The 21,936-nt window shown below is 70.8% G+C and carries 15 protein-coding genes; 6 read left to right on the forward strand and 9 right to left on the reverse strand.

The genetic code is table 11. The features are described 5' to 3' along the window. Window positions 1–8: 8 nt before the first annotated feature. A complete protein-coding gene (locus ACFYX3_RS30335) occupies window positions 9–1,448 on the reverse strand; it encodes an APC family permease (RefSeq protein ID WP_389019959.1) in 1,440 nt (479 codons plus the stop codon). A gap of 552 nt (window positions 1,449–2,000) precedes the next feature. Next, window positions 2,001–3,059, reverse strand: coding sequence for a LacI family DNA-binding transcriptional regulator (locus tag ACFYX3_RS30340; RefSeq protein WP_389019962.1), 1,059 nt, complete (start codon window positions 3,057–3,059; stop codon window positions 2,001–2,003). Between the two features lie 151 nt (window positions 3,060–3,210). On the opposite strand from ACFYX3_RS30340, the gene ACFYX3_RS30345 reads away from it, so the two are divergent. From ACFYX3_RS30345 to ACFYX3_RS30360, 4 genes are read left to right on the forward strand one after another with little or no spacing between them, the layout of a single operon-like run. Then, window positions 3,211–4,518 (forward strand): ABC transporter substrate-binding protein, encoded by a 1,308-nt coding sequence (locus ACFYX3_RS30345; protein ID WP_389019965.1) that lies wholly within the window; start codon window positions 3,211–3,213, stop codon window positions 4,516–4,518. A 29-nt stretch (window positions 4,519–4,547) separates the two neighbouring features. Further along, complete coding sequence (locus ACFYX3_RS30350) at window positions 4,548–5,495, forward strand: carbohydrate ABC transporter permease (RefSeq protein ID WP_389019968.1); 948 nt, start codon at window positions 4,548–4,550, stop codon at window positions 5,493–5,495. Next, window positions 5,495–6,313, forward strand: coding sequence for a carbohydrate ABC transporter permease (locus ACFYX3_RS30355; protein WP_389019971.1), 819 nt, complete (start codon window positions 5,495–5,497; stop codon window positions 6,311–6,313). Before ACFYX3_RS30350 ends, ACFYX3_RS30355 begins: the two co-directional genes overlap by 1 nt. Continuing rightward, the gene (locus ACFYX3_RS30360) at window positions 6,310–8,700 is read left to right on the forward strand and encodes a beta-glucosidase (RefSeq protein WP_389019973.1); all 2,391 of its coding nucleotides are present in this window, start codon (window positions 6,310–6,312) and stop codon (window positions 8,698–8,700) included. The genes ACFYX3_RS30355 and ACFYX3_RS30360 overlap by 4 nt, the downstream gene beginning before the upstream one ends. Before the next feature lie 48 nt (window positions 8,701–8,748). On the opposite strand, the gene ACFYX3_RS30365 is transcribed toward ACFYX3_RS30360, so the two are convergent. From ACFYX3_RS30365 to ACFYX3_RS30385, 5 genes are all read right to left on the reverse strand, one after another. After that, complete coding sequence (locus ACFYX3_RS30365) at window positions 8,749–10,188, reverse strand: GH1 family beta-glucosidase (RefSeq protein ID WP_389019975.1); 1,440 nt, start codon at window positions 10,186–10,188, stop codon at window positions 8,749–8,751. A 57-nt stretch (window positions 10,189–10,245) separates the two neighbouring features. Continuing rightward, window positions 10,246–11,154, reverse strand: coding sequence for a carbohydrate ABC transporter permease (locus ACFYX3_RS30370; protein WP_389019978.1), 909 nt, complete (start codon window positions 11,152–11,154; stop codon window positions 10,246–10,248). A 13-nt stretch (window positions 11,155–11,167) separates the two neighbouring features. Continuing rightward, complete coding sequence (locus ACFYX3_RS30375; RefSeq protein WP_389019981.1) at window positions 11,168–12,172, reverse strand: carbohydrate ABC transporter permease; 1,005 nt, start codon at window positions 12,170–12,172, stop codon at window positions 11,168–11,170. Between the two features lie 116 nt (window positions 12,173–12,288). After that, window positions 12,289–13,599: an extracellular solute-binding protein gene (locus ACFYX3_RS30380; protein ID WP_389019984.1), complete on the reverse strand. Its 1,311-nt coding sequence runs from the start codon at window positions 13,597–13,599 to the stop codon at window positions 12,289–12,291. A gap of 225 nt (window positions 13,600–13,824) precedes the next feature. Further along, window positions 13,825–14,838, reverse strand: a complete 1,014-nt coding sequence (locus tag ACFYX3_RS30385; RefSeq protein ID WP_389019987.1) for a LacI family DNA-binding transcriptional regulator — start codon at window positions 14,836–14,838, stop codon at window positions 13,825–13,827. Between the two features lie 289 nt (window positions 14,839–15,127). Between ACFYX3_RS30385 and ACFYX3_RS30390 the strand changes: the two genes are divergently transcribed. Then, on the forward strand, window positions 15,128–16,093 hold the full coding sequence (locus ACFYX3_RS30390; RefSeq protein ID WP_389019990.1) for a glycoside hydrolase family 6 protein: 966 nt from the start codon (window positions 15,128–15,130) through the stop codon (window positions 16,091–16,093). A 94-nt stretch (window positions 16,094–16,187) separates the two neighbouring features. After that, window positions 16,188–17,468: a glycoside hydrolase family 6 protein gene (locus ACFYX3_RS30395; protein ID WP_389019993.1), complete on the forward strand. Its 1,281-nt coding sequence runs from the start codon at window positions 16,188–16,190 to the stop codon at window positions 17,466–17,468. 120 nt (window positions 17,469–17,588) lie between these two features. On the opposite strand, the gene ACFYX3_RS30400 is transcribed toward ACFYX3_RS30395, so the two are convergent. Together ACFYX3_RS30400 and ACFYX3_RS30405 are read right to left on the reverse strand one after the other, a co-directional pair. Next, window positions 17,589–18,572, reverse strand: coding sequence for an acetylxylan esterase (locus tag ACFYX3_RS30400; RefSeq protein WP_389019996.1), 984 nt, complete (start codon window positions 18,570–18,572; stop codon window positions 17,589–17,591). Window positions 18,573–18,735: 163 nt separating this feature from the next. Further along, on the reverse strand, window positions 18,736–21,582 hold the full coding sequence (locus ACFYX3_RS30405; protein WP_389020218.1) for a glycoside hydrolase family 3 C-terminal domain-containing protein: 2,847 nt from the start codon (window positions 21,580–21,582) through the stop codon (window positions 18,736–18,738). Window positions 21,583–21,936: the final 354 nt, after the last annotated feature.

Genomic DNA, 21,936 nt, shown 5'->3' on the forward strand with positions numbered 1-21,936 from the left:
CGGCGGGATCAGCTTTCGTTCCGGGCGGATTCGGTGGCGGTCGGCGGGGCGACGGAGTCTTTGCCCTCGCGGAAGAAGCGGGGGAAGTTGGCGCGGATCGGCAGGACGACGAGGACCCCGAGAGCCACGGCGCCGACGCCGAGGAGGAAGACGCCGCCGATGCCGTGGAAGGAGGTGCTGCCGTAGTCGGGGGCGATCGTGTCGTAGGCGCTGCGGGCGAGTGCGGCGAGCATCATCAGTCCACCGAGTGCCGGCAGCACGCCCATGAACAACAGGTCGCGTGCGGAGTCGCGCAGGCGGTGGCGGAAGTGCCAGACGCAGGCGAAGGCGGTGGCTCCGTAGTAGCAGGCGATGAGGAGACCTATGCAGAGGATGGCGTCTCCCAGGAAGCGGGGCGAGGCCAGTTTGAGGATGACCAGGGTCACGGCCGTGGCGATGCCGAAGAAGACGGTGCCGGCAGTGGGCGTCTGGTAGCGGGGGTGGATGCGGGCGAACCTCCTCGGCAGGGCCCCGTGGGTGGTCATCGACAGAAAGCCGCGGCCGCTGCCGACCAGACTGGTGAGCATCGCGGACAGGGCGCTGACGCAGACGGCGAGCTGGACGACGGTCGCCAGTGTCTTCCCGAGCAGCGGCGGAGCGAGGGCCGCCAGGAAGTCCGTGGCGTTGTCGGGGTTGCCTAGGCCGATGCCGGTGGTGCCGGTTCCGGCATAGCCGACCGCCGCGAACGCGGTGAACAGGTAGGTGACGAGGAGGACGAAGGTGGAGATCAGCACGGCGCGACCGGGGACACGGTCGGCGTCGCTGCTCTCCTCGTTCACGGTGATCAGCGCGTCCCAGCCCCAGTAGATGAAGAGGCACAGCAGCACCGCCTCGGCGAACGGACCGACGCCGTCGAAGGCGAAGGGGTTGAGCCAGGACAGCGACGGGGTGGCGGCGCCGGGCCGGGTGAAGGCCGCGAGCCCGAGCCCGAACAGCGCCACGAGCTGCAGTCCGAGCAGCGCGTACTGGATGCCAGTGGCGATCTGCAGTCCACGGCGGGCCAGTACGGTCGCGCCGGCAAGCAGGAGCAGAGCCGTGACGGTCACGGCGGCGTCGTTGCCGGCCAGGCTGTCGAGGCCGAGGACGGATAGCAGGTAGGTGGCGCTGACCTGTGCGAGCGCGGTCATGGCGAAGAGTGTGGCCACGGTGGGCACCCAGCTTCCGACGAGCCAGCCCGTCCAGGGGCCGAAGGCCCGGGTGTTCCACACGAAGGTGGTGCCGCAGTCCGGCATGTCCCGGTTGAGCTCACGGAAGGCGAACGCCGTCAGCAGGATCGGTACGAAGCCGATCAGCAGCGCGGCGGGAGCGAGGTGCCCCACGGTCATGGTGACCAGGCCGAGCGTGACGGCGATGGAGTAGGCCGGGGCGGTGGAGGAGAGCCCGAGGGCGACGACTCCCAGGAGACCCACACTGCCACGGCGAAGCCCCTTGCCGATGGGGCTGGGGGATGCGCCGGCTCTTGGTCCGGCGCTGGTGTCTTTCGAGTCGAGCGTCACGGCGGGGCTCCTCACGTGGGACGCTTTGTTAAAACCAGATTTAAGAACTGGCCATCTCTCCCAGTCAAGACCTACGGCTCTGTAGCTAAATATGAATACGGAACACGCCTGAGCCACTGGGTGAACGCGGCACGACTCGGGCGCCACCCCACTGCCGGGCAGGACGGAGGGCGCGATCGAGACGAGGCGCGGCGACATGGGCGCGGGGCACGGCGACCCGTCGGGCGGAGCCGAACTCAGCCGTGCAGCGCGCACCGCCCGCGCGCGGCCTGGAGGGGGTGCGCCTGCACGACGTCACCGACAAGGCCGGGGTGAGACCCGCCGCCGCGCTCCGTCACGGCGGCCTCGGCGCACTCGCCCACGCGACCTACCCGGCCACCAACCCCGAGGACACGCCGACGGAACGTCGAATGCCCCTCCCCACGCCGCCATGGCGTGGGGAGGGGCACCTTCGGCGGGCCTCCCTCAGAGAGCGCCGCGTGCGGTCGGGCGCGGGACCCTCACCGTCTGCGCCGGCGGCGGGGCGGTGCTCTTCCTGACGACGAGGCTGGTCGCGAGTTCCATGCGCGTCACCGAGGGCTCACCGGCGCGCAGGCGGAGCAGCATCTGGACGGCTTCCTCGCCCATCTCCCGCAGTGGCTGGTGGATCGTGGTGAGGGGTGGGCTCGACCATCGCGCGATCATCACGTCGTCGTAGCCGACGACGGACAGGTCCTCCGGGACGCGCAGCCCGCACGCCCGGGCCGCCTCCATGACGCCGATCGCCTGCAGGTCGCTTCCGGCGAAGACGGCGGTGGGTCGTTCCGGCACCTGCAGCAGCTCCATGGCCCGCGCGTATCCGCCCTCGACGTGGAAGTCGCCGAACCGGACGAGGGTGGCGTCATGGTCCAGGCCGGCCATGTTCAGGGCGGACCGGTAGCCGTCGAGCCGGGCCAGGGAGCACAGCATGTCCTCGGGGCCGGTGATGATGCCGATGCGCTGGTGCCCGAGGTCGATGAGGTGGCGGGTCGCGGCGACGCCGCCGGACCAGTTCGCGGAGCCGACGGACGGCACGTCCGGTTCGGGGTCTCCCGCCGGGTCGACGATCACGAAGGGGATCGACCGCGCGTCGAGCTGCCGCTTGACGGCGTCGGGGAGGGAGGAGAACACCAGGACCACGCCGATCGGCCGGCGCTGCAGCACTCCTTCGAGCCAGTCCGGCGCCGGGGCGTGGCGGGTGCCGCTCTCGGTGAGCACGACGCTCGCCTGGTGGGCCTTGGCGAGGTTCTCCACGCCTCGGATCAGCTCCATCGACCACACGCTGTCGAGCTCGTGGAAGACGAGTTCGATGAGGGGCGCTTCCCTGGTGACGCGAGTGGTGCGGCGATACGCGTGCTCCTCGAGGAGCCGCTCCACTTTGACGCGCGTGGCGGGCGAGACGTCCTGCCGGCCGTTGAGGACTTTCGAAACTGTCGACAGTGAGACCCCGGCCTGCTGCGCCACCTCCGCCAGCGTGATTCGCCTGCTCTCCTCGCCATCTCGCATCTGAGCAGCATAAAGCACCACTCCACGCGGCGACATAGTCACGCTTTGATAACTGCCCACCGGAGGGTTGACCGGCTCACCACGCCATCCTTAGCGTCCGACGTCAGGAAGTTTCGACGTCATGATCGAAACTCTTTCGAAAGGTGGGGCGATGAAGCGACACGTACGGCTCCTCAGAACCGCTGTCATCGGTGGGGCGTCGCTGGCCATGACCCTCTCCCTGGCGGCCTGCGGCGGCTCGGGGGATTCCGCCGGAGGCGGCTCGGACGAGATCCACGTCCTGGTGTACGGCGATGCCACCAACAAGGTGGAGAAGCAGCTCGTCGACACCTTCAACAAGACGTCGAAGGTCAAGGCGGTCCTCGACACCATCCCCGGCGCCGACTACCAGTCCAAGCTGCAGACGATCATCAGCGGCAAGCAGGCGCCGGACGTGTTCTTCAACTGGGGCGGCGGCAGCATCAAGCCCTTCGTCGACGCGGGCCTCCTCATGCCGCTCGACGACTTCATCGCCAAGGACCCCGGCCTCAAGTCCAACTTCCTGCCGTCCGTCTTCGACACCGCGGTCGTCGACGGCAAGCCGTACGGCATACCCATGCGCGGCACCCAGCCCGTCCTGCTGTTCAGCAACAAGAAGGTCCTGGCGGACGCCGGCGTCACCGCACCGCGGACCTGGGACGAGCTCCTGACCGCGGTCAAGGCCCTCAAGGCCAAGGGCGTCACGCCCATCGCCCTCGGCGGCGGCGACAAGTGGCCCACCCAGATGTGGTTCCAGTACGTCTACGACCGGGTGGCCGGCCCCGATCTCTTCCAGAAGGCGGTGAACGGGGACAAGAGCGTCTGGGCGAGTGCCGACAGCAAGAAGGCCCTCGGCATGCTCAAGGAACTGATCGACGCCGGCGCGTTCGGCACCAACTACGACTCGGTCAAGTTCACCGACGGCGGCTCCCCCGCCCTCCTCGCCACCGGCAAGGCCGCCTTCGAGCTCATGGGCTCCTGGGAGTACTCCACGCTCCAGGACGCCCACCCGGACTTCGTCAAGAGCGACCTCGGCTACGGCACCTTCCCGACCGTCGAGGGCGGCAAGGGCGGCCCGGACAACCTCGCCGGCAACACCAACAACTTCTACTCGGTCCTGAAGAACACCGAACACCCCGAGGCCGTGGCCGAGTTCCTGAAGCTCATGTACTCGGACGAGTTCGTCAAGGGCCAGCTGGGCATCGGCAACCTGCCCACCACCACCAACACCCCCCGGTTCCTGGACGGCTCCGCCAACCCCGCCTACTCGACGTACCAGTACGACCTGGTGAAGAAGGCCCCCCACTTCCAGCTCTCCTGGGACCAGGCCTATCCCCCGGCGGCCAGCACCGCCATCTACCAGGCCGTCCAGCAGTTCTTCAACGGCCAGACCGGTCCCGACGCCTTCATCGCCGCCATGCAGAGCCTGCCCGCTGCCTGACCCGCGGCCCGACCTCCGGAACGCCTGACATGACCACTGCCGCAGTCCCCACCGCGGACCGAACCGAGAAGAGCGTCCGGCGCGGGCGGTCCAGCCGCCCCGCGACCGGTGTGGGCCGCCCGGGCTTCGCCTGGGCGGCGCCCGCCGCCGCCTTCTTCGGCCTGTTCGCCCTCGTCCCGCTCGTCCTCGTCGTCGTGCTGTCCTTCACCCGCTGGAACGGCCTCGGCTCCCCGGAGTTCGCGGGACTCGACAACTGGAGCCGGCTCCTCGACGACCCCGTGATGGTGAAGAGCCTCTGGCTGAGCCTGCTCCTCACCGTCCTCGGCGTCGTCGTCCAGACCCCGATCAGCATCCTGCTCGGCGTCTGGGCCGCCGGCCGCCAGCGCAACCGTGCCGTCCTGTCCGCGATCTACTTCGTCCCGCTCCTGCTGTCCATCACCGCCGTCTCCGTCCTGTGGCGCGCGGTGCTCGACCCCAACTTCGGGGTCCCCTCACAGGCGAAGTGGCTCTTCGGCGACGGCAACCTCTTCGGCACGCAGGCCGGTGCCCTCGGTGTCCTCGTCTTCGTCAGCACCTGGCAGTTCACCCCCCTGCACACCCTGATCTACCAGGGTGCCGCGCGGGCCGTCCCCGGGGTCCTCTACGAGGCCGCCCGGCTCGACGGAGCCGGCACGGTCCGCCAGTTCTTCCACATCACGCTGCCGCAGCTGCGCAACACCGTCGTGACCTCGATGATCCTGATGGTGGTCGGCGGGCTCACGACCTTCGACACCGTACTGATCCTCACCCAGGGCGGGCCGGGCACCGACACCACCAACAGCGCCTACTACATGTACCAGAAGGCCTTCAAGAGCTTCGACTTCGGCTCCGCCTCCGCGATCGCGCTGCTCCTCGTCCTCGTCGCCACCCTCGTCTCCCTGGTCATGGTGCGCCTGACCGGCTACGACAGGATGCGCAGCACCATGGAGGGCGTGTGATGAAGCCCCGGCCCAACCACCTCGCCGGTTTCGGCTCGTTGATCTGGCTGTTCGTGGTCGGCCTGCCGCTGTACGCCATGCTGATCGCCACCTTCCAGTCCCGTGCGGACTACGCGGCGAACGGCCCGCTCGCCTTTCCCGAGCACTTCACCCTCGACAACTACGTCAACGACCTCGACGGCGGCTTCGCCCAGTACTTCCTCAACACGGTCGTCGTCACGGCGGCGGTCGTCGGGATCGTCCTGCTCCTCGTGCCGCCGCTCGCGTACGCCATCGTGCGCAGCGACGGCAAGGCCACCGGCCGGGTCTTCCGGCTCTTCCTGCTCGGCCTCGCCATCCCGTCCCAGGCCGTGATCGTCCCGATGTTCTACCTGATCAACGAGGCCGGTCTCTACGACAACCTCCTCGGCGTCATCCTCCCGACCGCCGCCTTCGCCATGCCCGTGTGCGCCCTGATCCTCACCGGCGTCATGCGGGACATCACGCCCGAGCTGTACGAGGCCATGACCGTCGACGGGGCCTCCCCCTGGATGATCTTCCGCCGACTGGTGCTGCCCCTGTCGAAGAGCGGTCTGTCCACCATCGTGGTGTTCTCCTCGCTCCAGGCCTGGAACGGCTTCCTGTTCCCGCTCGTCCTCACCCAGTCCTCGGAGAACAAGGTCATCACCATGGGCCTCTACGACTTCCAGACGGAACACGGCGTCGACATTCCCGGCCTCCTCGCGGCCGTCGTCCTGTCCATGCTCCCCATCCTGCTCGTCTATCTGTTCGCCCGTCGCGCCCTGGTCCAGGGCCTGATGGGCGTCGGAGGAAAGTGACCGACACCGTGGCCACCAAGACCCAAGCCCCGTACCACGCCTGGCGCGACCCCGCGCTGAGCCCGGAAGCCCGAGTCGACGCGCTGATGCGTGAGATGACCCTGAAGGAGAAGACGGCCCAGCTGTACGGCGTGTGGGTCGGCGCCTCCGACGAGGGTGCCGAAGTCGCCCCGCACCAGCACGACATGGAGGAGCCGGTCGATCTCGACGACCTGCTGCCCGACGGCCTCGGCCAGCTCACCCGGCCCTTCGGAACCGTCCCCGTCGATCCCGCGCTCGGCGCCCTCTCCCTGATGCGGACACAGGCGCGGATCACCGGCGCGAACCGCTTCGGCATCCCGGCCGTCGCCCACGAGGAGTGCCTCGCGGGCTTCGCGGCCTGGGGCGCCACCGCCTATCCCGTCCCGCTCTCCTGGGGGGCGACCTTCGACCCGGCGCTCGTACGGGAGATGTCCGCCGCCATCGGTCGCGACATGCGCGCGGTCGGCGTGCACCAGGGGCTCGCCCCCGTCCTCGACGTCGTCCGCGACGCCCGCTGGGGGCGCGTCGAGGAGACCATCGGCGAGGACCCGTACCTCGTCGGAACGATCGCCACCGCCTACGTCCAGGGCCTCGAGTCCACCGGCATCGTCGCCACCCTCAAACACTTCGCCGGTTACTCCGCCTCCCGGGCCGGCCGCAACCTCGCCCCGGTCGGCATGGGCGCCAGAGAGCTGGCCGACGTGGTCCTGCCACCGTTCGAGATGGCGGTCCGGGAGAGCGGCGTCCGCTCGGTGATGCACGCCTACACCGACACCGACGGCATCCCCTCGGCCGCCGACGAACGCCTGCTCACCGGACTCCTCCGGGACACCTGGGGCTTCACCGGCACCGTCGTGGCCGACTACTTCGGCATCGCGTTCCTGAAGACCCTGCACGGTGTCGCCGGCACGTTCGGCGAGGCGGCCGGGGCGGCCCTCGCCGCCGGCGTCGACGTGGAGCTGCCCACCGTGAAGACCTTCGGCGACCCGCTCCTGGACGCGGTCCGGCAGGGACACGTGCCCGAAGAGCTGGTGGACCGCGCGGTCCGGCGGGTCCTCCTGCAGAAGACCCGCCTCGGGCTGCTCGACCCCGACTGGAGCCCGGTCCCCCCGGCACTGCGCGACGCCGACACCACAGCGGACCCGGACCGCCTGCGCGGCACGGTCAACCTGGACCCGGCCGCCAACCGCGAGCTGGCCGGCCGCATCGCCGAACAGGCCGTCGTCCTGCTCCGCAACGACGGCACGCTGCCGCTCGACCCGCGCACCCCGCGGCGGATCGCCCTGATCGGCCCCAACTCCGAGGTCTCCACGGCAGTCCTGGGCTGCTACTCCTTCCCCGTCCACGTCGGCGGACAGCACCCCCACATCCCTCTGGGCATCGACCTGCCCACCCTGTACGAGGCCCTCGTGGCGGAGTTTCCCAGCGCCGAGATCCTCGTGGCGCAAGGAACGGGCATCGACGACGCCGGGACCGAGGGCTTCACCGAGGCCCTGGCACTCGCCCGCCGCGCCGACGTCGTCGTGGCGGCCCTCGGCGACCGCGCCGGGCTCTTCGGGCGGGGCACCAGCGGCGAGGGCTGCGACGCCGAGTCCCTCGTCCTCCCCGGGGCGCAGCAGCAGCTCCTTGACGCGCTCCTCGACACCGGGACACCGGTCGTGACGACCCTGCTGGCCGGCCGGCCCTACGCGCTCGGCCGCGCGGCCGACGAGTCCGCAGCGATCCTGCAGGCCTTCTTCCCCGGCGAGGCCGGGACCGCGGCCATCGCCTCGGTCCTCAGCGGACGGACCGGCCCGAGCGGCCGGCTGCCGGTCAGCGTGCCCCGCCACCCGGGCGCCCAGCCGTCCACGTACCTGGCCGCCCGGCTCGGCCACAGCAGCGACGTCTCCAGCATCGACCCGACGCCGGCCTTCGGCTTCGGCCACGGCCTCACCTACACCACCTTCGAATGGAGCGACCTGGCCGTGGAGGCCACCGAGGTCCCCACGGACGGAGCCGTACGGCTCGCCCTCACCGTCGCGAACACCGGCGACCGCCCCGGCACCGAGCTCGTCCAGCTGTATCTGCACGATCCGGTGGCCTCCGTGGTCCAGCCCGTGCAGAGGCTCATCGGATACGTACGTCTCGACCTGGCCCCCGGTGAGAGGAAGCGGATCCACACGGCCGTACCCGCGGACCTCGCGTCCTTCACCGGCCGGACGGGGACACGCATCGTGGAGCCCGGCGAGCTGGAGCTGAGGCTCGGCGCCTCCAGCACGGATCCGCGGCTGACCACCCGGGTGCATCTCACCGGCCCGGTGCGGCAGGTGGACCACGGCCGGCGTCTGCACGCCGACTTCGAGGTCCTCCCGCGGGCCTTCAGCTGAACCGGAAGGCCCGCGCTTCGCCGGCAGCGACGAAACTTTCGAAGCCCCTCAGAGGCCCGGAACCGAGTTCGCGCCGATGGTCCTTGCGTACCAGCGGGCACTGCGCTTCGGGGTACGCAGTTGGGTGGCGTAGTCGACGTGGACGGCTCCGAAGCGCTTCTCGTATCCGTACGCCCACTCGAAGTTGTCGAGGAGGGACCAGAGGAAGTAGCCGCGCACGTCGGCGCCGTCCGCGATGGCCCGGTGGACGGCGGCGAGGTGGCGGTGGAGGTAGTCGATCCGGTCGTGGTCGTGGATCTGGCCGTCCGCCGTGGGGATGTCGGGGAAGGCGGCGCCGTTCTCGGTGACCGCCAGGGGGAGGCCGGGGTGGGCGCGGGAGGTGGCCATGAGGAGGTCGTAGAGGCCGGTGGGGTCGATGGTCCAGCCCATGTCGGTGGTGTCGCCGGGCGGGAGGTGGAAGTCGACGTCCTCGGAGCCGGGCCACGGGGAGTGGTCGCTCTCGCCGTGGGCGTGGTTGACCGCTGCGGCTCCGGGGGTGGGAGCGGAGACGACGGCAGGGGTGTAGTAGTTGATGCCGAGGAGGTCGATGGGGGCGCCGATGGCGGCCTCGTCTCCCGGCCTGACGAGGCTGTTCCAGTCGACGACGTGGGCGGTGTCGGCGAGGAGGTCGGCCGGATAGCCGCCGGAGAGCATCGGTCCGGTGAAGATCCGGTTGCCGACGGCGTCGATGCGGCGGGCCGCGTCGAGGTCGGCGGGTTCCGTGGTGAGCGAGCGGACCTGGTGCAGGTTGAGGGAGGCCGCGACCTGGGCGTGGGCGGGCAGCGCCGCACGCAGGGCGGCGGTGGCACGGCCGTGCGCGAGGTTGAGGTGGTGGGCGGCGCGCAGGGCGTGGGCGGGGTCGGTGCGGCCGGGGGCGTGGACGCCGGAGCCGTAGCCGAGGAAGGCCGAGCACCAGGGTTCGTTGAGGGTCGTCCACAGCGCGACCCGGTCGCCGAGGGCCTCGGCCGCCAGGGCGGCGTACTCGCCGAAGCGCTCGGCGGTCTCGCGTACCGTCCAGCCGCCATCGTCCTCCAGCGCCTGGGGGAGGTCCCAGTGGTAGAGGGTGGCCACCGGCTGGATGCCGGCGTCGAGGAGTTCGTCGACGAGCCGGTGGTAGAAGTCGAGGCCGGCGGGGTTGGCGGGGCCCCGGCCGCCGGGCTGGATGCGGGGCCAGGACAGGGAGAAGCGGTAGGCCCGGAGGCCGAGGTGGGACATCAGGGTGACGTCGGTCCGGTAGCGGTGGTAGTGGTCGCAGGCGATGTCGCCGGTGTCGCCGTTCGCGATCCTGCCGGGGGTGTGGGAGAAGGTATCCCAGATGGAGGGGGTGCGACCGTCCTCGGCGACGGCGCCCTCGATCTGGTACGCGGCGGTGGCCGCGCCCCACAGGAAGCCGGGCGGGAAGTGCAGTCGGCCGACGGCGGCGGGGGCGGTGACGGGGGTTGCGGGCATGACGAAGTCTCCCTTTGGCAGAGGTTGTCGGACGAGGAGGGAAGAAGAGGAAGGAGGTCAGCCCTTGATGGCGCCCTGGGTGATGCCGCCGACGATGTGACGACCGAAGACCGCGAAGACCAGGAGCAGGGGCAGGGTGCCCATGAGCGCTCCGGCGGTGATGACGGACCAGTCGGTGGACCAGCCGGTGCCCAGTCCGGCGAGGGCGACCTGGACGGTGGGGTTGGTGGAGCCGTTCATGACGATGATCGGCCAGAGGAAGTCGTTCCAGGACTGGACGAAGGTGAGCATGCCCAGGACCGCCATCGCCGGGCGGGCGACGGGGAAGACGACGTGCCAGATGACGCGCAGGGAGTTGGCGCCGTCGACGCGGGCGGCTTCCAGGAGTTCGGTGGGCAGCGCCTGCGAGAGGAACTGGCGCATGAAGAACACTCCGAAGGCGGTGACCAGTACGGGCAGGACCAGCGCCCCGAGGTGATTGCTCAGCCCCAGGTTCTTGGTGAGGATGAACAGCGGTACGACGCTGAGCTGCGCGGGCACGGCGAGGGTGGACAGGACCAGGCCGAGCAGGACCTTCTTCCCCCGGAAGCGGAGTTTGGCGAAGGCGAAGCCCGCGAGGACGGAGAAGGTCACCGTGCTGACGGTGACGGCCCCGGCGACGAGCGTGGAGTTGAGCAGGGCGACGCCCATGCCGCGCCCGCCGGCGTTGTGCCACACGTAGCCGAGGTTGTCGAAGAGGTTGCCGCCGGGCAGCATCGGCGGCGGGCTGGAGACGACGGCGTGGCTGTCGGTGGAGGCGGCGACCAGCGTCCAGTACAGCGGGAACAGCGAGGCCAGGGCCGCGAGCCCGAGGACGATGTGGGCGAGTCGCCCGGCCCGGTGCTGGCCACCGGCCCGGCCGGCTCGGGCGGACGGCCTCGCCGGTGCGTGATGACGGGGGGCGGGGAGGGATGTGGTGGTGGTCATGTCGTACTCCACGTCACTGGGAGGCGCGCAGGCGGCGGGTGATCAGCGCGTTGACGAGCCCGATGAGCAGCAGCAGGCCGAACATGATCCAGGCGACCGCGCTGGCGCGCCCGAGCATGCTGGAGTGGAAGCCCTGGTCGTACATGAGGATCCCGAGGGTCTCGTACTGGTGGTCGGTGCCGCCCTGGTGGCCGCTCTGGCCGCCGAACAGGTAGGGCTCGCCGAAGAGCTGGGTGGCGCCGATGGTCGAGACGATCACCGTGAAGAGGATCGTGGGGCGCAGGGCGGGGATCGTGACGTGCAGGAACTGCTGCCAGCGGTTGGCGCCGTCCAGGGCGGCGGCCTCGTACAGCTCGCGCGGCACGGCCTGCATGGCCGCGAGGTAGATGAGGGCGTTGTAGCCGGTCCAGCGCCAGGTGACGATCACGGAGATCGCGAACTGCGAGCTCCAGCGGCCTGCCTCCCAGTGCACGGGACCGGCGCCGAACAGGCCGAGGAGCCAGTTGGCCATGCCGCCCTCGGGGCTGAAGATCAGGGCGAAGACGAGGGTGGCGGCGGCGACGGACGTCGCGTACGGGGCGAGGAGCGCCGTACGCAGGAACCCGCGGGCGCGGAGCCGGTAGTTGAGCAGGTGGGCGAGGCCCAGCGCCATCAGCAGCTGGGGGACGGTGGACAGGACGCCGAGGGTGAAGGTGTTGAGGAGCGCGTTCCAGAAGTAGTGGCTGACCTGCCCGGTGAACAGGTCCGTGTAGTTGCCGAGGCCGACCCATTCGGCACGGTCCACGTTGTACAGGCTCACCCGGTGGAAGGAGAGCCACCCGGTGTAGAGCAGCGGGAAGAGGCCGAAGGCGGCGAAGACGAGGAAGAAGGGCGCGACGAGGGCGTACGGCGTGCCTTTGGTGTCCCAGCGGTGCAGGCGGCTGCGCCAGGCCGGGGATCCGGCGGGGCGGGCCGAAGGCGGCTGGGTGTCCTGACGGCCTGCGGGGCCGGTGCGGCTGGGTGCGGTCGTGGAGGCCACGGGCGGGTTCCTTCGGTGGTCACGGCCGGTCGCGTCGGTACGGGGAAGGGGCGGCCGGCCCCCCGGTGACCGGCCGGCCCTCCCCCGCGAGCGACGGCCGGGGAGGGCGGGAAGGGTTACTGGATGGTGCTGTCGATCTGGCGGACGGTGGCGTTCCAGGCCTCTTCCGGGCTCTTGCCGTTCTGCTCCATGAGCTGGACGCCGGTGCCGAACGCCCCGGTGAGGTCCTGTGCGTGCGGGCCGATCTCGGCGGGCCGGATGCCCTTGGCGGCGGTGGAGAAGATCTGGCCGGTGGCGGCGTCGGGGCCGATGTAGGCGTTCTTGTAGTCGACGAGGCCCGGCAGGTCGTAGGCGGCCTGGTTGGCGGGGATGTTGCCGACCTTCTGGAAGACCTTCGCCTGCTGCTCGGGCGCGGTGAGCCAGGCCACGAGCTTCTTGGCCTCGTCGACGTGCTTGCCGGAGGCGGGCACGGCCAGGAAGGAGCCGCCCCAGTTGCCGGCGGCCGGAGGCTGGGCGATGTTCCACTTGCCCTTGTTGGCGGGGCCGGAGAACTGCTGGATGTTGGCCTGCTGCCAGGAGGGGCAGACGGTGGTGGCGAAGGTGGACTTGGAGAAGGCGGTCTGCCACGGGGTGTCGAACATCTTCAGGCCCTGGCTGGTCCTGCCCCGGACGGCCTTGACGGCCAGGTCCCAGGCGGTTCTGACACTGGCCGAGTCCTTGTAGGCGAGCTTGCCGTCCTTGTAGTACTGGACGGGGCTGCTGGAGACGACGGCGTTGAACAGTCCGCTGGCGCTGTCCATGAAGGAGGTGCCCTGGGGCGCCTTGGCCTGGTACCGCTTGCCCGTCTCGACGTACTTCGCCCAGTCGCCCGCCCACAGCTTGCCGACCGAGGCGGGGTCGGAGGGCAGGCCCGCGGCCTTGAACAGGTCCTGGCGGTAGCAGATGGCCATCGGGCCGACGTCGGTGCCGAGGCCGATCGTTCTGCCGTCGGCGGTGGTGGCCTGGTCCCACTTCCAGGGCAGGTAGTCCTTCTTGTCGACGCCGGGGGCGTCGGACAGGTCGGCGAAGGCGCCGGCGAGGTCCTCGGAGGTGGCCAGGGACATGCGGCCGACTTCGAGGGCCTGGACGTCGTCGAGGCCTCCGCCGGAGAGCCGGGTCTGCAGGGCGGTCCAGTAGTTGCCCTCGACGGTCGTCGGGTTCTCCTTGACGGTGATCCCGGGATGCTGCTTCATGTACGCGTCGTACAGACCGGCCTCCTTGTATCCGAAGGTCCCGAAGGTGCCGACGGTCAGGGTGATCTTCCCGTCGGCGGAGACGGAGTCGCCGCCGGAGGACGAACAGCCGGTGAGGGCGAACGCCAGGGCCGTGGCCGCGGAGAGGACGACGGCGGAGCGGATGCGGACACGCTGCACGGAAGAACGGGACATGGCATCTCCTCGATGCGTTGAGGTGGAGGGGTGCGGCACGGCCTCGCCTCGACGGCGGTCGGCGCAGGGGGGCCTTCCAAGGCCTGGGGAGAACACGCTCTGTGGGCTGCTTCCCAGACTGGGAGCGCTCCCAAAAGACGGTGAACGGAACCCTGCCGCCCCTTTGACGACCTGTCAAGGCCGGTGGGCCGGCTGGCTGCCGGACACTTCTCGCGGTGGCGTCCGTCAGGCGCTGGCGCGGGTGACCAGGCGTGTGGGCAGGATCAGCGGGGTGGGGTCCTGTCCGTTGATGAGCGCGACGAGCATGCGCGCCATCTCCCGTCCGAGACCCTCTATGGGTTGATGCACCGTGGTCAGCGGCGGGTCGGCGATCCGGGCCACGGCCAGGTCGTCGAAACCGACCACGGCGATGTCGCCGGGGACCGACCGGCCGGCCTCGCGCAGCGTGCGCAGCGCGCCGACGCCCATGTTGTCGCTGGCGGCGAACACCCCGTCCACATCAGGGTGGTTCGCCAGCAGGGCGGCCATGGCGTCGGCTCCGCTGCACTCGGTGAAGTCGCCGGCTTCCGGCGGGTACGGTTCCAGACCCGCCGCCAGCATGGCATCCCGGTAGCCGCGGTACCGTGCGCGCCCGACCTCGGTGTCCAGACGTCCGCAGATCGTGGCCACGCGGGTCCGGCCGACCGAGATCAAGTGCTCGGTCGCCGCGCGTGCTCCGCCGACGTTGTCGACGTCCACGTACCACCGGGGGTCCAACCCGACCGGGCGCCCACCGAACACGACGGGCATCTCCGCCTCCTGGGCCATGCGGGCCAGCGGATCGTCCTCGCGCAGCGCCATCAGCATCACGCCGTCGGCACCCTTGGACCGCAGAAGCTGCTCCACTCGTCTGCGCCCCCGATCGGAGGCGGCCAGGCACAGCATCAGATGCAGATCGGCGTCTTCGAGGGCGGCCGAGGCCCCCACGATCACCTGGGCGAAGAACGGATCCGCGAAGATCGACGGATCCTCTCCCGAGACGACCAGGGCGGCCGCGCCGGTCTGACGGGTCGCCAGGGCGCGCGCGGTCGGGTTCGGCACGTAGCCGAGTTGATGGACGGCCCGTTCGACGGCCTCGCGTTTGGCGCGACTGACGTGCGGGGCGTTGTTGAGTACCCGCGAGGCCACCGACCGTGAGACGCCGGCCAGTTCGGCCACCTCGTCGAGTGTCGACTGCCGGCGTGACACACCTTCGGCCATGAGCTGCCTTCCCGTCGCGACCTGAACGCACGGAAGCCTGGAAGCGCTTCCAGTTCCAGGACTGTAAAGCCTTCTTGCCGTCGTGTGAAGTGCCGGTTAAACGAGACCACTTGACAGGCCGAACAGCGCATCACACGATACGGGCCACAACCCCAAGCGTACGGAGTGCGCATTGGGACCGCTTCCAGTGGGAGCGCTCCCAATCGCTCCATGGTCCGAGGTCCCGTGCGCCGCCCGCTCTGGACGAGAGCGTGCGGCGCGTCCGCCGTCAGGAAACCGAGGTACATTCATGCGCCGCAGAATCCGCACCCTCGTGGCAGCCCTTTCCGCGCTGCCGTTGGCGCTCGCCGTCGCGCCGTCCGCCCATGCGGCGGATCCGACCACCATGACCAGCGGGTTCTATGTGGACCCGAACTCCAGCGCGAAGCAGTGGGTCGCCGCCAACCCCGGCGACGGCCGGGCGCCCGCGATCAACGCGTCCCTCGCGAACACCCCCATGGCCCGCTGGTTCGGCTCCTGGAGCGGCACCATCGGCACCGCCACCGGTGCGTACGTGGGGGCGGCGGACTACTCGGACAAGCTGCCCGTCCTCGTCGCCTACAACATCTACAACCGCGACACCTGTGGCGGGCACTCCGGAGGCGGCGCCGCCTCCCCGTCCGCCTACGCGACCTGGATCGCGCAGTTCGCCGGCGGGATCGCGGGCCGTCCGGCCGCCGTCATCCTCGAACCCGACTCCCTCGCGGACTACGGCTGCATGAACCAGACGCAGATCCGCGAACGCCAGGGCATGATCAGCGGCGCCGTCGCCGAGTTCAACCGCCAGGCGCCCAACACCTGGGTCTATCTCGATGCCGGGAACCCGGGCTGGGTGAGCCCGGCGACGATGGCCCAGCGTCTCCACGAAGCCGGCCTCCGGCAGGCCCACGGCTTCTCCCTCAACATCTCCAACTACTTCACCACCGCGCAGAACACCGCGTACGGCAACTCCGTCAACAGCGAACTGGCCGCCCGCTACGGCTACACCAAGCCGTTCGTCGTCGACACCAGCCGCAACGGCAACGGCTCCAACGGCGAGTGGTGCAACGCGGCGGGCCGCCGCATCGGCACCCCCACCCAGCTGGGAGGCGGCGCCGAGATGCTGCTGTGGATCAAGACCCCGGGCGAGTCCGACGGCAACTGCGGCGTCGGAACGGGGTCCACGGCCGGACAGTTCCTCCCCGAAGTCGCCTACAAGATGATCTACGGCTACTGACCTCGGACTCCTGTGGCCCGGTACCTCCCCGCCCCGCGACCGGGCCACAGGCACCACCTACCGTCTGTCCCTCCCCCCTCGACCAGGAGCAAGCATGAAGCCACTCAGCCCGAGACGCCGCGTGACAGCCGCCCTCGCGGCGCTCACGGCCTGTGCCGCCCTCACCGCGACGCAGGGGCAGGCGCAGGCCGCCCCCGCCGGCGACGGGATCGCCCCGACCACCCGGTTCTACGTGGACCCGCACAGCAAGGCCGCCAAGCAGGCGCTCGCCGACCTCGGGAACGGCGACTTCGCGAACGCCGTGAACATGGCCAAGCTCGCGAGCTGGCCACAGGCCGAGTGGTTCACCGAGGGCACGCCCGACGAGGTACGGGTCAAGGTCAAGGGTCTCGTCCGCAGGGCCCGGGCGGTGAACCGGACCCCCGTCCTGGTCGCCTACAACGTGCCGGGCCGGGACTGCTCCCAGTACTCCAGCGGCGGAGCCGCGTCCTCGGCCGCCTACCGGCAGTGGATCGACGCCTTCGCCGCCGGTATCGGCGACAGCAAGGCCGTCGTCGTGGTCGAGCCCGACGGCCTCGCCCTCCTCCCCGGCGACTGCGGGCCGGCCGTGGACCCGACCGGCGAACTCACGGCGACCCGTATCGCCGATCTCGCGTACGCGGTCAAGACCATCAAGTCCAAGGCCCGCACCGCGGTCTACCTCGACGCGGGCAACGTCCTGTGGCGGCCCGTCGGCGACATGGCGCGGCGGCTGCTCGACGCCGGCGTCCAGGACGGCGACGGCTTCTCCCTCAACGTGTCCAACACCCACCCCACCGACCACAACGCGCGCTACGGCACCTGGATAGCGAAGTGCATGTGGTACGCCACCGAGGGACCCGAGCCCGCCCGCGGCCACACCGACTGGTGCGCCACGCAGTACTACTCGTCCGCCGCACCCAACGACGGCGCCCCCGGCAACGCCGTCGACTCCGCCGACCCCGCCACCTGGCACTGGACCGACGCCTGGTTCGACCGGAACGTGGGCACCCCGTCGAGCGACGCGCTGCACCACTTCGTCATCGACACCAGCCGCAACGGTCTGGGCGCCTGGAGCCCGGAACCCGGCAAGTACAGCGGGGACCCGGAGATCTGGTGCAACGCGCCCGGCCGCGGCCTCGGCCCCCGTCCCACCGCCGACACCGGCGTCCCGCTCGTCGACGCCTACCTGTGGATCAAGATCCCCGGTGAGTCCGACGGCAGCTGCACCCGCAACACCGGCGGCGAGATCGACCCCGAGTACGGCATCGTCGACCCGCCCGCCGGCACGTGGTGGCCGGACCAGGCCCACTCGCTCGCCCGCAACGCGGCACCGCGGCTGACGTTCGACCGCTGAGCTCTCACCCCTGCCCCGTCCACCTCCGGCCACGAGCAGCCACTCGCTCGTGGCCGGACGTTGCGGCCGCCCGTCCCCTCCCGAGTCACCGGGCGGCGCGGGGCCTCGGCTCCGTACGGCTCAGAGCTCCGGCGCGAGCCCGCGCTCGCGCAGCCAGGACAGCTGGACCGGCGGGTTGGAGCCACAGCCGCCGCCGTGGTCGCCGAAGGGCCAGACGGTCATGGTTCGGTCCTGCCCCCCGTAGCGGTTGAAAGCGGCGTACACCGTCGACGGCGGGCAGACCGGGTCCATCAGAGCGACGCTGAACAGCGCCGGCGCGGAGGCCCGCTGGGCGAAGTGGACGCCGTCGAAGTGGTCGAGGGTGGCGAAGGTCTGCTCCACGCGGTCGCGGCTGTGCCAGCGCAGGTACTCGACGATCTCCGGGTACGGGCCTTCGCCGGTGATCTGTACGGCCCGTCGGAAGTGGCACAGGAACGGGACGTCCGGCAGCGCCGCCGCCACGCGGTCCCCGGCGAGACCGGCGACGGCGAGGGCCAGACCGCCCCCCTGGCTGCCTCCGGCCACGACGACCCTCCGGGTGTCGAGCCCGGGCAGTTCCGCGACGGCGTCCACGGCGCGCACGCAGTCGGTGATCAGGCGCCTGTAGTAGTAGTTCTCGGGCGAGTCGATGCCGCGGGTCATGAATCCCCCGGCCCATTGCGTGCCGTCGCCCGCCGTGCGGTCCGGGGTGTCGTGGCCCTGGCCCCGGCTGTCGACGACGAGCTGGGCGTAACCGGCGGCGGACCAGAACAGATGGTCGGTGGGCAGACCACGACCGCCGCTGTAACCGATGTACGTGACGACGACCGGCAGCGGTCCGTCCGCGCCGCGTGGGCGCAGCAACCAGGCGGCCACCGGCTCGCCGTTCCAGCCCGGGAAGCGCACGTCGTCGACCTCGACGGTGTGCAGCAGGTGCGCGGACGTGACGCGTTCGGACTTGACGGTCCCGTCGTAGGACCTGGCTTCGGCGAGAGTGCGCGACCAGAACGCGTCGAAGTCCCTCGGGTCGGGCAGTTGCGGCCGGTAGCCGACGAGTTCGTCGATCCCGAAGTCGGTGAGCGGCATGAGGCTTCCTCCGGTCGGAGTGTGGACGAGGTGACGGGGCGATGGGGTTCACGTGGCACCGGGACCGCGGGCCCGGCGGGCCCGGGCGTATGGCCGGACACGGGGTGGCGGCCCGTCCCTCCCCCCCTCTCGGACGGGCCGCCGGTCCACGGGGCGTGGGCGGTCAGTCGGCCCGGCCGGGTCCGCCGAAGCGGAAGGCGGCGAGGCGGAAGTCGCCGTGCAGAGTCAGGCGCAGATCGTGGACGCCCTCGGGCAGGGCGGCCAGGTCGGCGGCGACGGCCGTCCACGCGTAGCGGTCGCCGGTGACGGGGACGTCGAGCTCGGCCAGCACCTGGTCGGCCGTTCCGAGGACGAGCCGCGCCTCACCCGGTCCGGCGTCCTCGCGGGCGGTCTCGGCCTCGACCCGGACGGCCCCCGAGAGGTCGGTGTCGCGGAAGAGGAGCGTCGCGGGCCGAGCGGGGTCGGTGGGCGTGACCGCGTCACCGTCGGCGCGGGTGGCGTCGACGAGGGTGGCGTCCGCACAGTCGTCGAAGTCGACCGCCAGGGTCCGCCGTTCCACGACGTCCCGGGGCGCCGGGGCCGTCCCGGTCACCGTCAGCGGCACACTGAGGACGGGGTGATCGGCCGAGCGGGCGACGATGATCTCGTAGCCGCCGGGATCGACGGTGAAGGCCGAGGTGGCGACGGACCAGTGGGCGAGCTGCTCGGCGGCCAGCCGGAACGTCACCTCGCGGCTCTCCCCCGGCTCCAGGCGTACCTTGCGGAAGTCCGCCAGGCGGAGCCTGGGCGCCTCGTGACGGGCGTCCAGCGCTCGGACGTAGAGCTGCACCACCTCGCTGCCGAACCGGGCACCGCTGTTGGCCAGGGTCACCGAGACGTCGACCGAGTCGTCCTGACCGATCGACGACCGCGACAGGCGCAGGTCACGGTGGGCGAAGTCGGTGTAGGACAGCCCGTGGCCGAAGGGGTAGCGGGGTGCGGTCGGGTGGTACTGATAGGTCCAGCCCGCCGTGATGATGTCGTAGTCGAGCGGGGCCGGCAGCGGATCGTCGCCCCGGTACCAGGTCTGCGGGAGGCGGCCGGCGGGCTCGGTCTCGCCGATGAGTACGGCGGCCAGCGCGTGGCCTGTCTCCTGCCCGCCGTGGGAGGTCCACACCACGGCGGGCAGGTGCTCGTCGGCCCAGTCGACGGCGTACGGGTAACTGCTCATCACCACGAGCGCCGTCTCCGGGCGTACGGCCGCGACCGCACGCAGCAACTCCTCCTGCGTCTCGGGCAGGTGGATGTCCGCGCGGTCCTCGGTCTCGCGGCCGTGGATCAGGGGGTGGTTGCCGAGGACGACGACCGCCACGTCGGCGGCCCCGGCGGCTGCCCGGGCCTCGGCCACGCCGTCGAGCAACAGCTCCCGCTCCCAGCGTTCGGCGGAGTCCGGGGCATCGGCGGTCAGGGCGACCCGGCCGTCGGCGGGGTCCACGGCGGCGTAGCGACCGGTGAGCACGGAGCGCAGCAGCACCGTGTCGCCCCCGGCGGGTTCGAGGCGGAAGGTCTCGTGGATCTCCCAGCTCTTGAACACCTCCTGGTCGGCGATCACGGTGCCGTCCTCCTTGAGGCTCAGGTAGTGGCCGGTGTCGGCGGCGCGGAGGGTGAGGACACCGCGACCCCAGCCGGTCACGTCGAAGGCGGTCCCGCCGAGGAGTTCGCCGGTGGTGCGCGAGCGCAGGGAGATCCGGTCGGCGCCCTCGACGCGTACCACCTCGCCGTCGTGGGCGCGGAGTGCGGCGGCGAGGCCTTCGGCGACGGTCACCCGGTAGGGCATGGTGCCGCTGTACCAGTCCTCGCAGAGGGTGTCGGCGAGGGGGCCGATGACGGCGATCCGCGGGGTCCGGGCCGGCTCCAGCGGCAGCAGAGCGTCGTTCTTGAGCAGCACGACCGACTCGGTCGCCGCCTGTCGCGCCAGGGCACGGTGCTCGGGGCAGTCGATCACCTCCGGTCCGATCCCGGCATACGGGTCAAGCTCGGGGTCGAACTCTCCCAGCCTGAGCTGGATTTCCAGCTGCCGCCGCACGGCGCGGTCCACGTCGCACTGGTCGATGAGACCGCGCTCCAGCGCCTCGCGCAGCCGGCCGATCGGTGTGGCGCTGTCCTCCCAGTGGTCGGTGAAGCTGTCGATGCCGGCCTTGAGGGCAGCCGCGTGGGACTCCGCGTGGTCGTCGAAGTAGTGCTCCGGGTCGACCGGGTTGGAGGGGGCATCGGCGTCACTGACCACGAACAGCTCGTGGCCGGTCGGCTGTGCCCACCGCCGCAGCTCCGTCTCGATCAGTGGACTGACGTGGCAGGGACGGCCGTTGACCAGGTTGTAGGCGGCCATGGCTCCGGTCGCGGCGCCGGAGGCGACGACGGGGCGGAAGGCGGCGAGATCGTACTCGTGAAGGACGCGCGGGCGCAGTCCGGAGGAGGTGGTGCAGCGGTCGTTCTCGTTGTTGTAGGCGAGGAAGTGCTTGAGCACCGGGGCCGCCCGCAGGTAGGTCGGGTGATCGCCGGCCAGCCCCTTGCAGAACGCCTCGCCGAGCCGGGCGGTGTGTACGGGGTCCTCGGAGTAGCCCTCCTCGTTGCGCCCCCATCGGGGATCGCGCAGCAGGTTCAGGACGGGGGACCAGGCGTGCAGGCTGTCGGCGCCGGTGCCGGTGACGGGCGGGCGGTGGCGGTGAAAGGCGCGCAGCTCGACCGATGTCGCCTCGGCGACCCTGTGCACCAGGGCGTCGTCCCAGGTGGCGCCGAGGCCGACGGCCTGGGAAAAGACCGTCGCCACGCCCATCCAGGAGACCCCGTGCAGGACTTCGCTGCCGGTACGGAAGGCGGCGAGGCCGAGCCGTGGGACGGCCGGAACGTGCTGGTGCAGCATCACGATCCGCTCGTCGGGCGTGAGCCGTGAGAGCAGGTCGTCGACACGCTTCTGCGGTGAAAGTGCGGGATCACGGAAATCGGGCCGCTCGGATGCGGACGCGGGCACGGAACTCACGTGGAAACCCCTCAGGCGAGCTGGGCACGATGACGATCGTCGAAGCGCATCGACAGTCCCATCCACCTCAACTACCTGTCAACGGAACCAGAAAAGAAAGTTTCTTCCTGTCGACCCCTTTGTTTCGCACAAAGCACGTGCGTTACCTTCCCTTGCAAGTGAAGCGTTTCGACAGCTGTTTGTCGCCGGCGAGACGAGGATGTTCGCCCACATCGGCCCGGTGGTCCTCGGCGTCGCGACCCCGCATCCGCCGGTGGCGGTGCGGACCGCAGCGGACCCGCCCACTCGCCGACAGGGACCGTCCGCTTCGACGGGTTCGACTGCGAGCCGCTCAGCGGCCGGCCC

The organism is Streptomyces sp. NPDC002463 (genome assembly GCF_042889835.1).
In the GTDB taxonomy this organism is placed as follows: domain Bacteria; phylum Actinomycetota; class Actinomycetes; order Streptomycetales; family Streptomycetaceae; genus Streptomyces; species Streptomyces nymphaeiformis.

Coding starts and splice junctions, on each gene's coding strand:
- ACFYX3_RS30380 (WP_389019984.1), bottom strand. CDS start 13,599: ATGTCCCGTTCTTCCGTGCAGCGTGTCCGCATCCGCTCCGCCGTCGTC.
- ACFYX3_RS30355 (WP_389019971.1), top strand. CDS start 5,495: ATGAAGCCCCGGCCCAACCACCTCGCCGGTTTCGGCTCGTTGATCTGG.
- ACFYX3_RS30395 (WP_389019993.1), top strand. CDS start 16,188: ATGAAGCCACTCAGCCCGAGACGCCGCGTGACAGCCGCCCTCGCGGCG.
- ACFYX3_RS30340 (WP_389019962.1), bottom strand. CDS start 3,059: ATGCGAGATGGCGAGGAGAGCAGGCGAATCACGCTGGCGGAGGTGGCG.
- ACFYX3_RS30345 (WP_389019965.1), top strand. CDS start 3,211: ATGAAGCGACACGTACGGCTCCTCAGAACCGCTGTCATCGGTGGGGCG.
- ACFYX3_RS30400 (WP_389019996.1), bottom strand. CDS start 18,572: ATGCCGCTCACCGACTTCGGGATCGACGAACTCGTCGGCTACCGGCCG.
- ACFYX3_RS30365 (WP_389019975.1), bottom strand. CDS start 10,188: ATGCCCGCAACCCCCGTCACCGCCCCCGCCGCCGTCGGCCGACTGCAC.
- ACFYX3_RS30350 (WP_389019968.1), top strand. CDS start 4,548: ATGACCACTGCCGCAGTCCCCACCGCGGACCGAACCGAGAAGAGCGTC.
- ACFYX3_RS30370 (WP_389019978.1), bottom strand. CDS start 11,154: ATGACCACCACCACATCCCTCCCCGCCCCCCGTCATCACGCACCGGCG.
- ACFYX3_RS30385 (WP_389019987.1), bottom strand. CDS start 14,838: ATGGCCGAAGGTGTGTCACGCCGGCAGTCGACACTCGACGAGGTGGCC.
- ACFYX3_RS30390 (WP_389019990.1), top strand. CDS start 15,128: ATGCGCCGCAGAATCCGCACCCTCGTGGCAGCCCTTTCCGCGCTGCCG.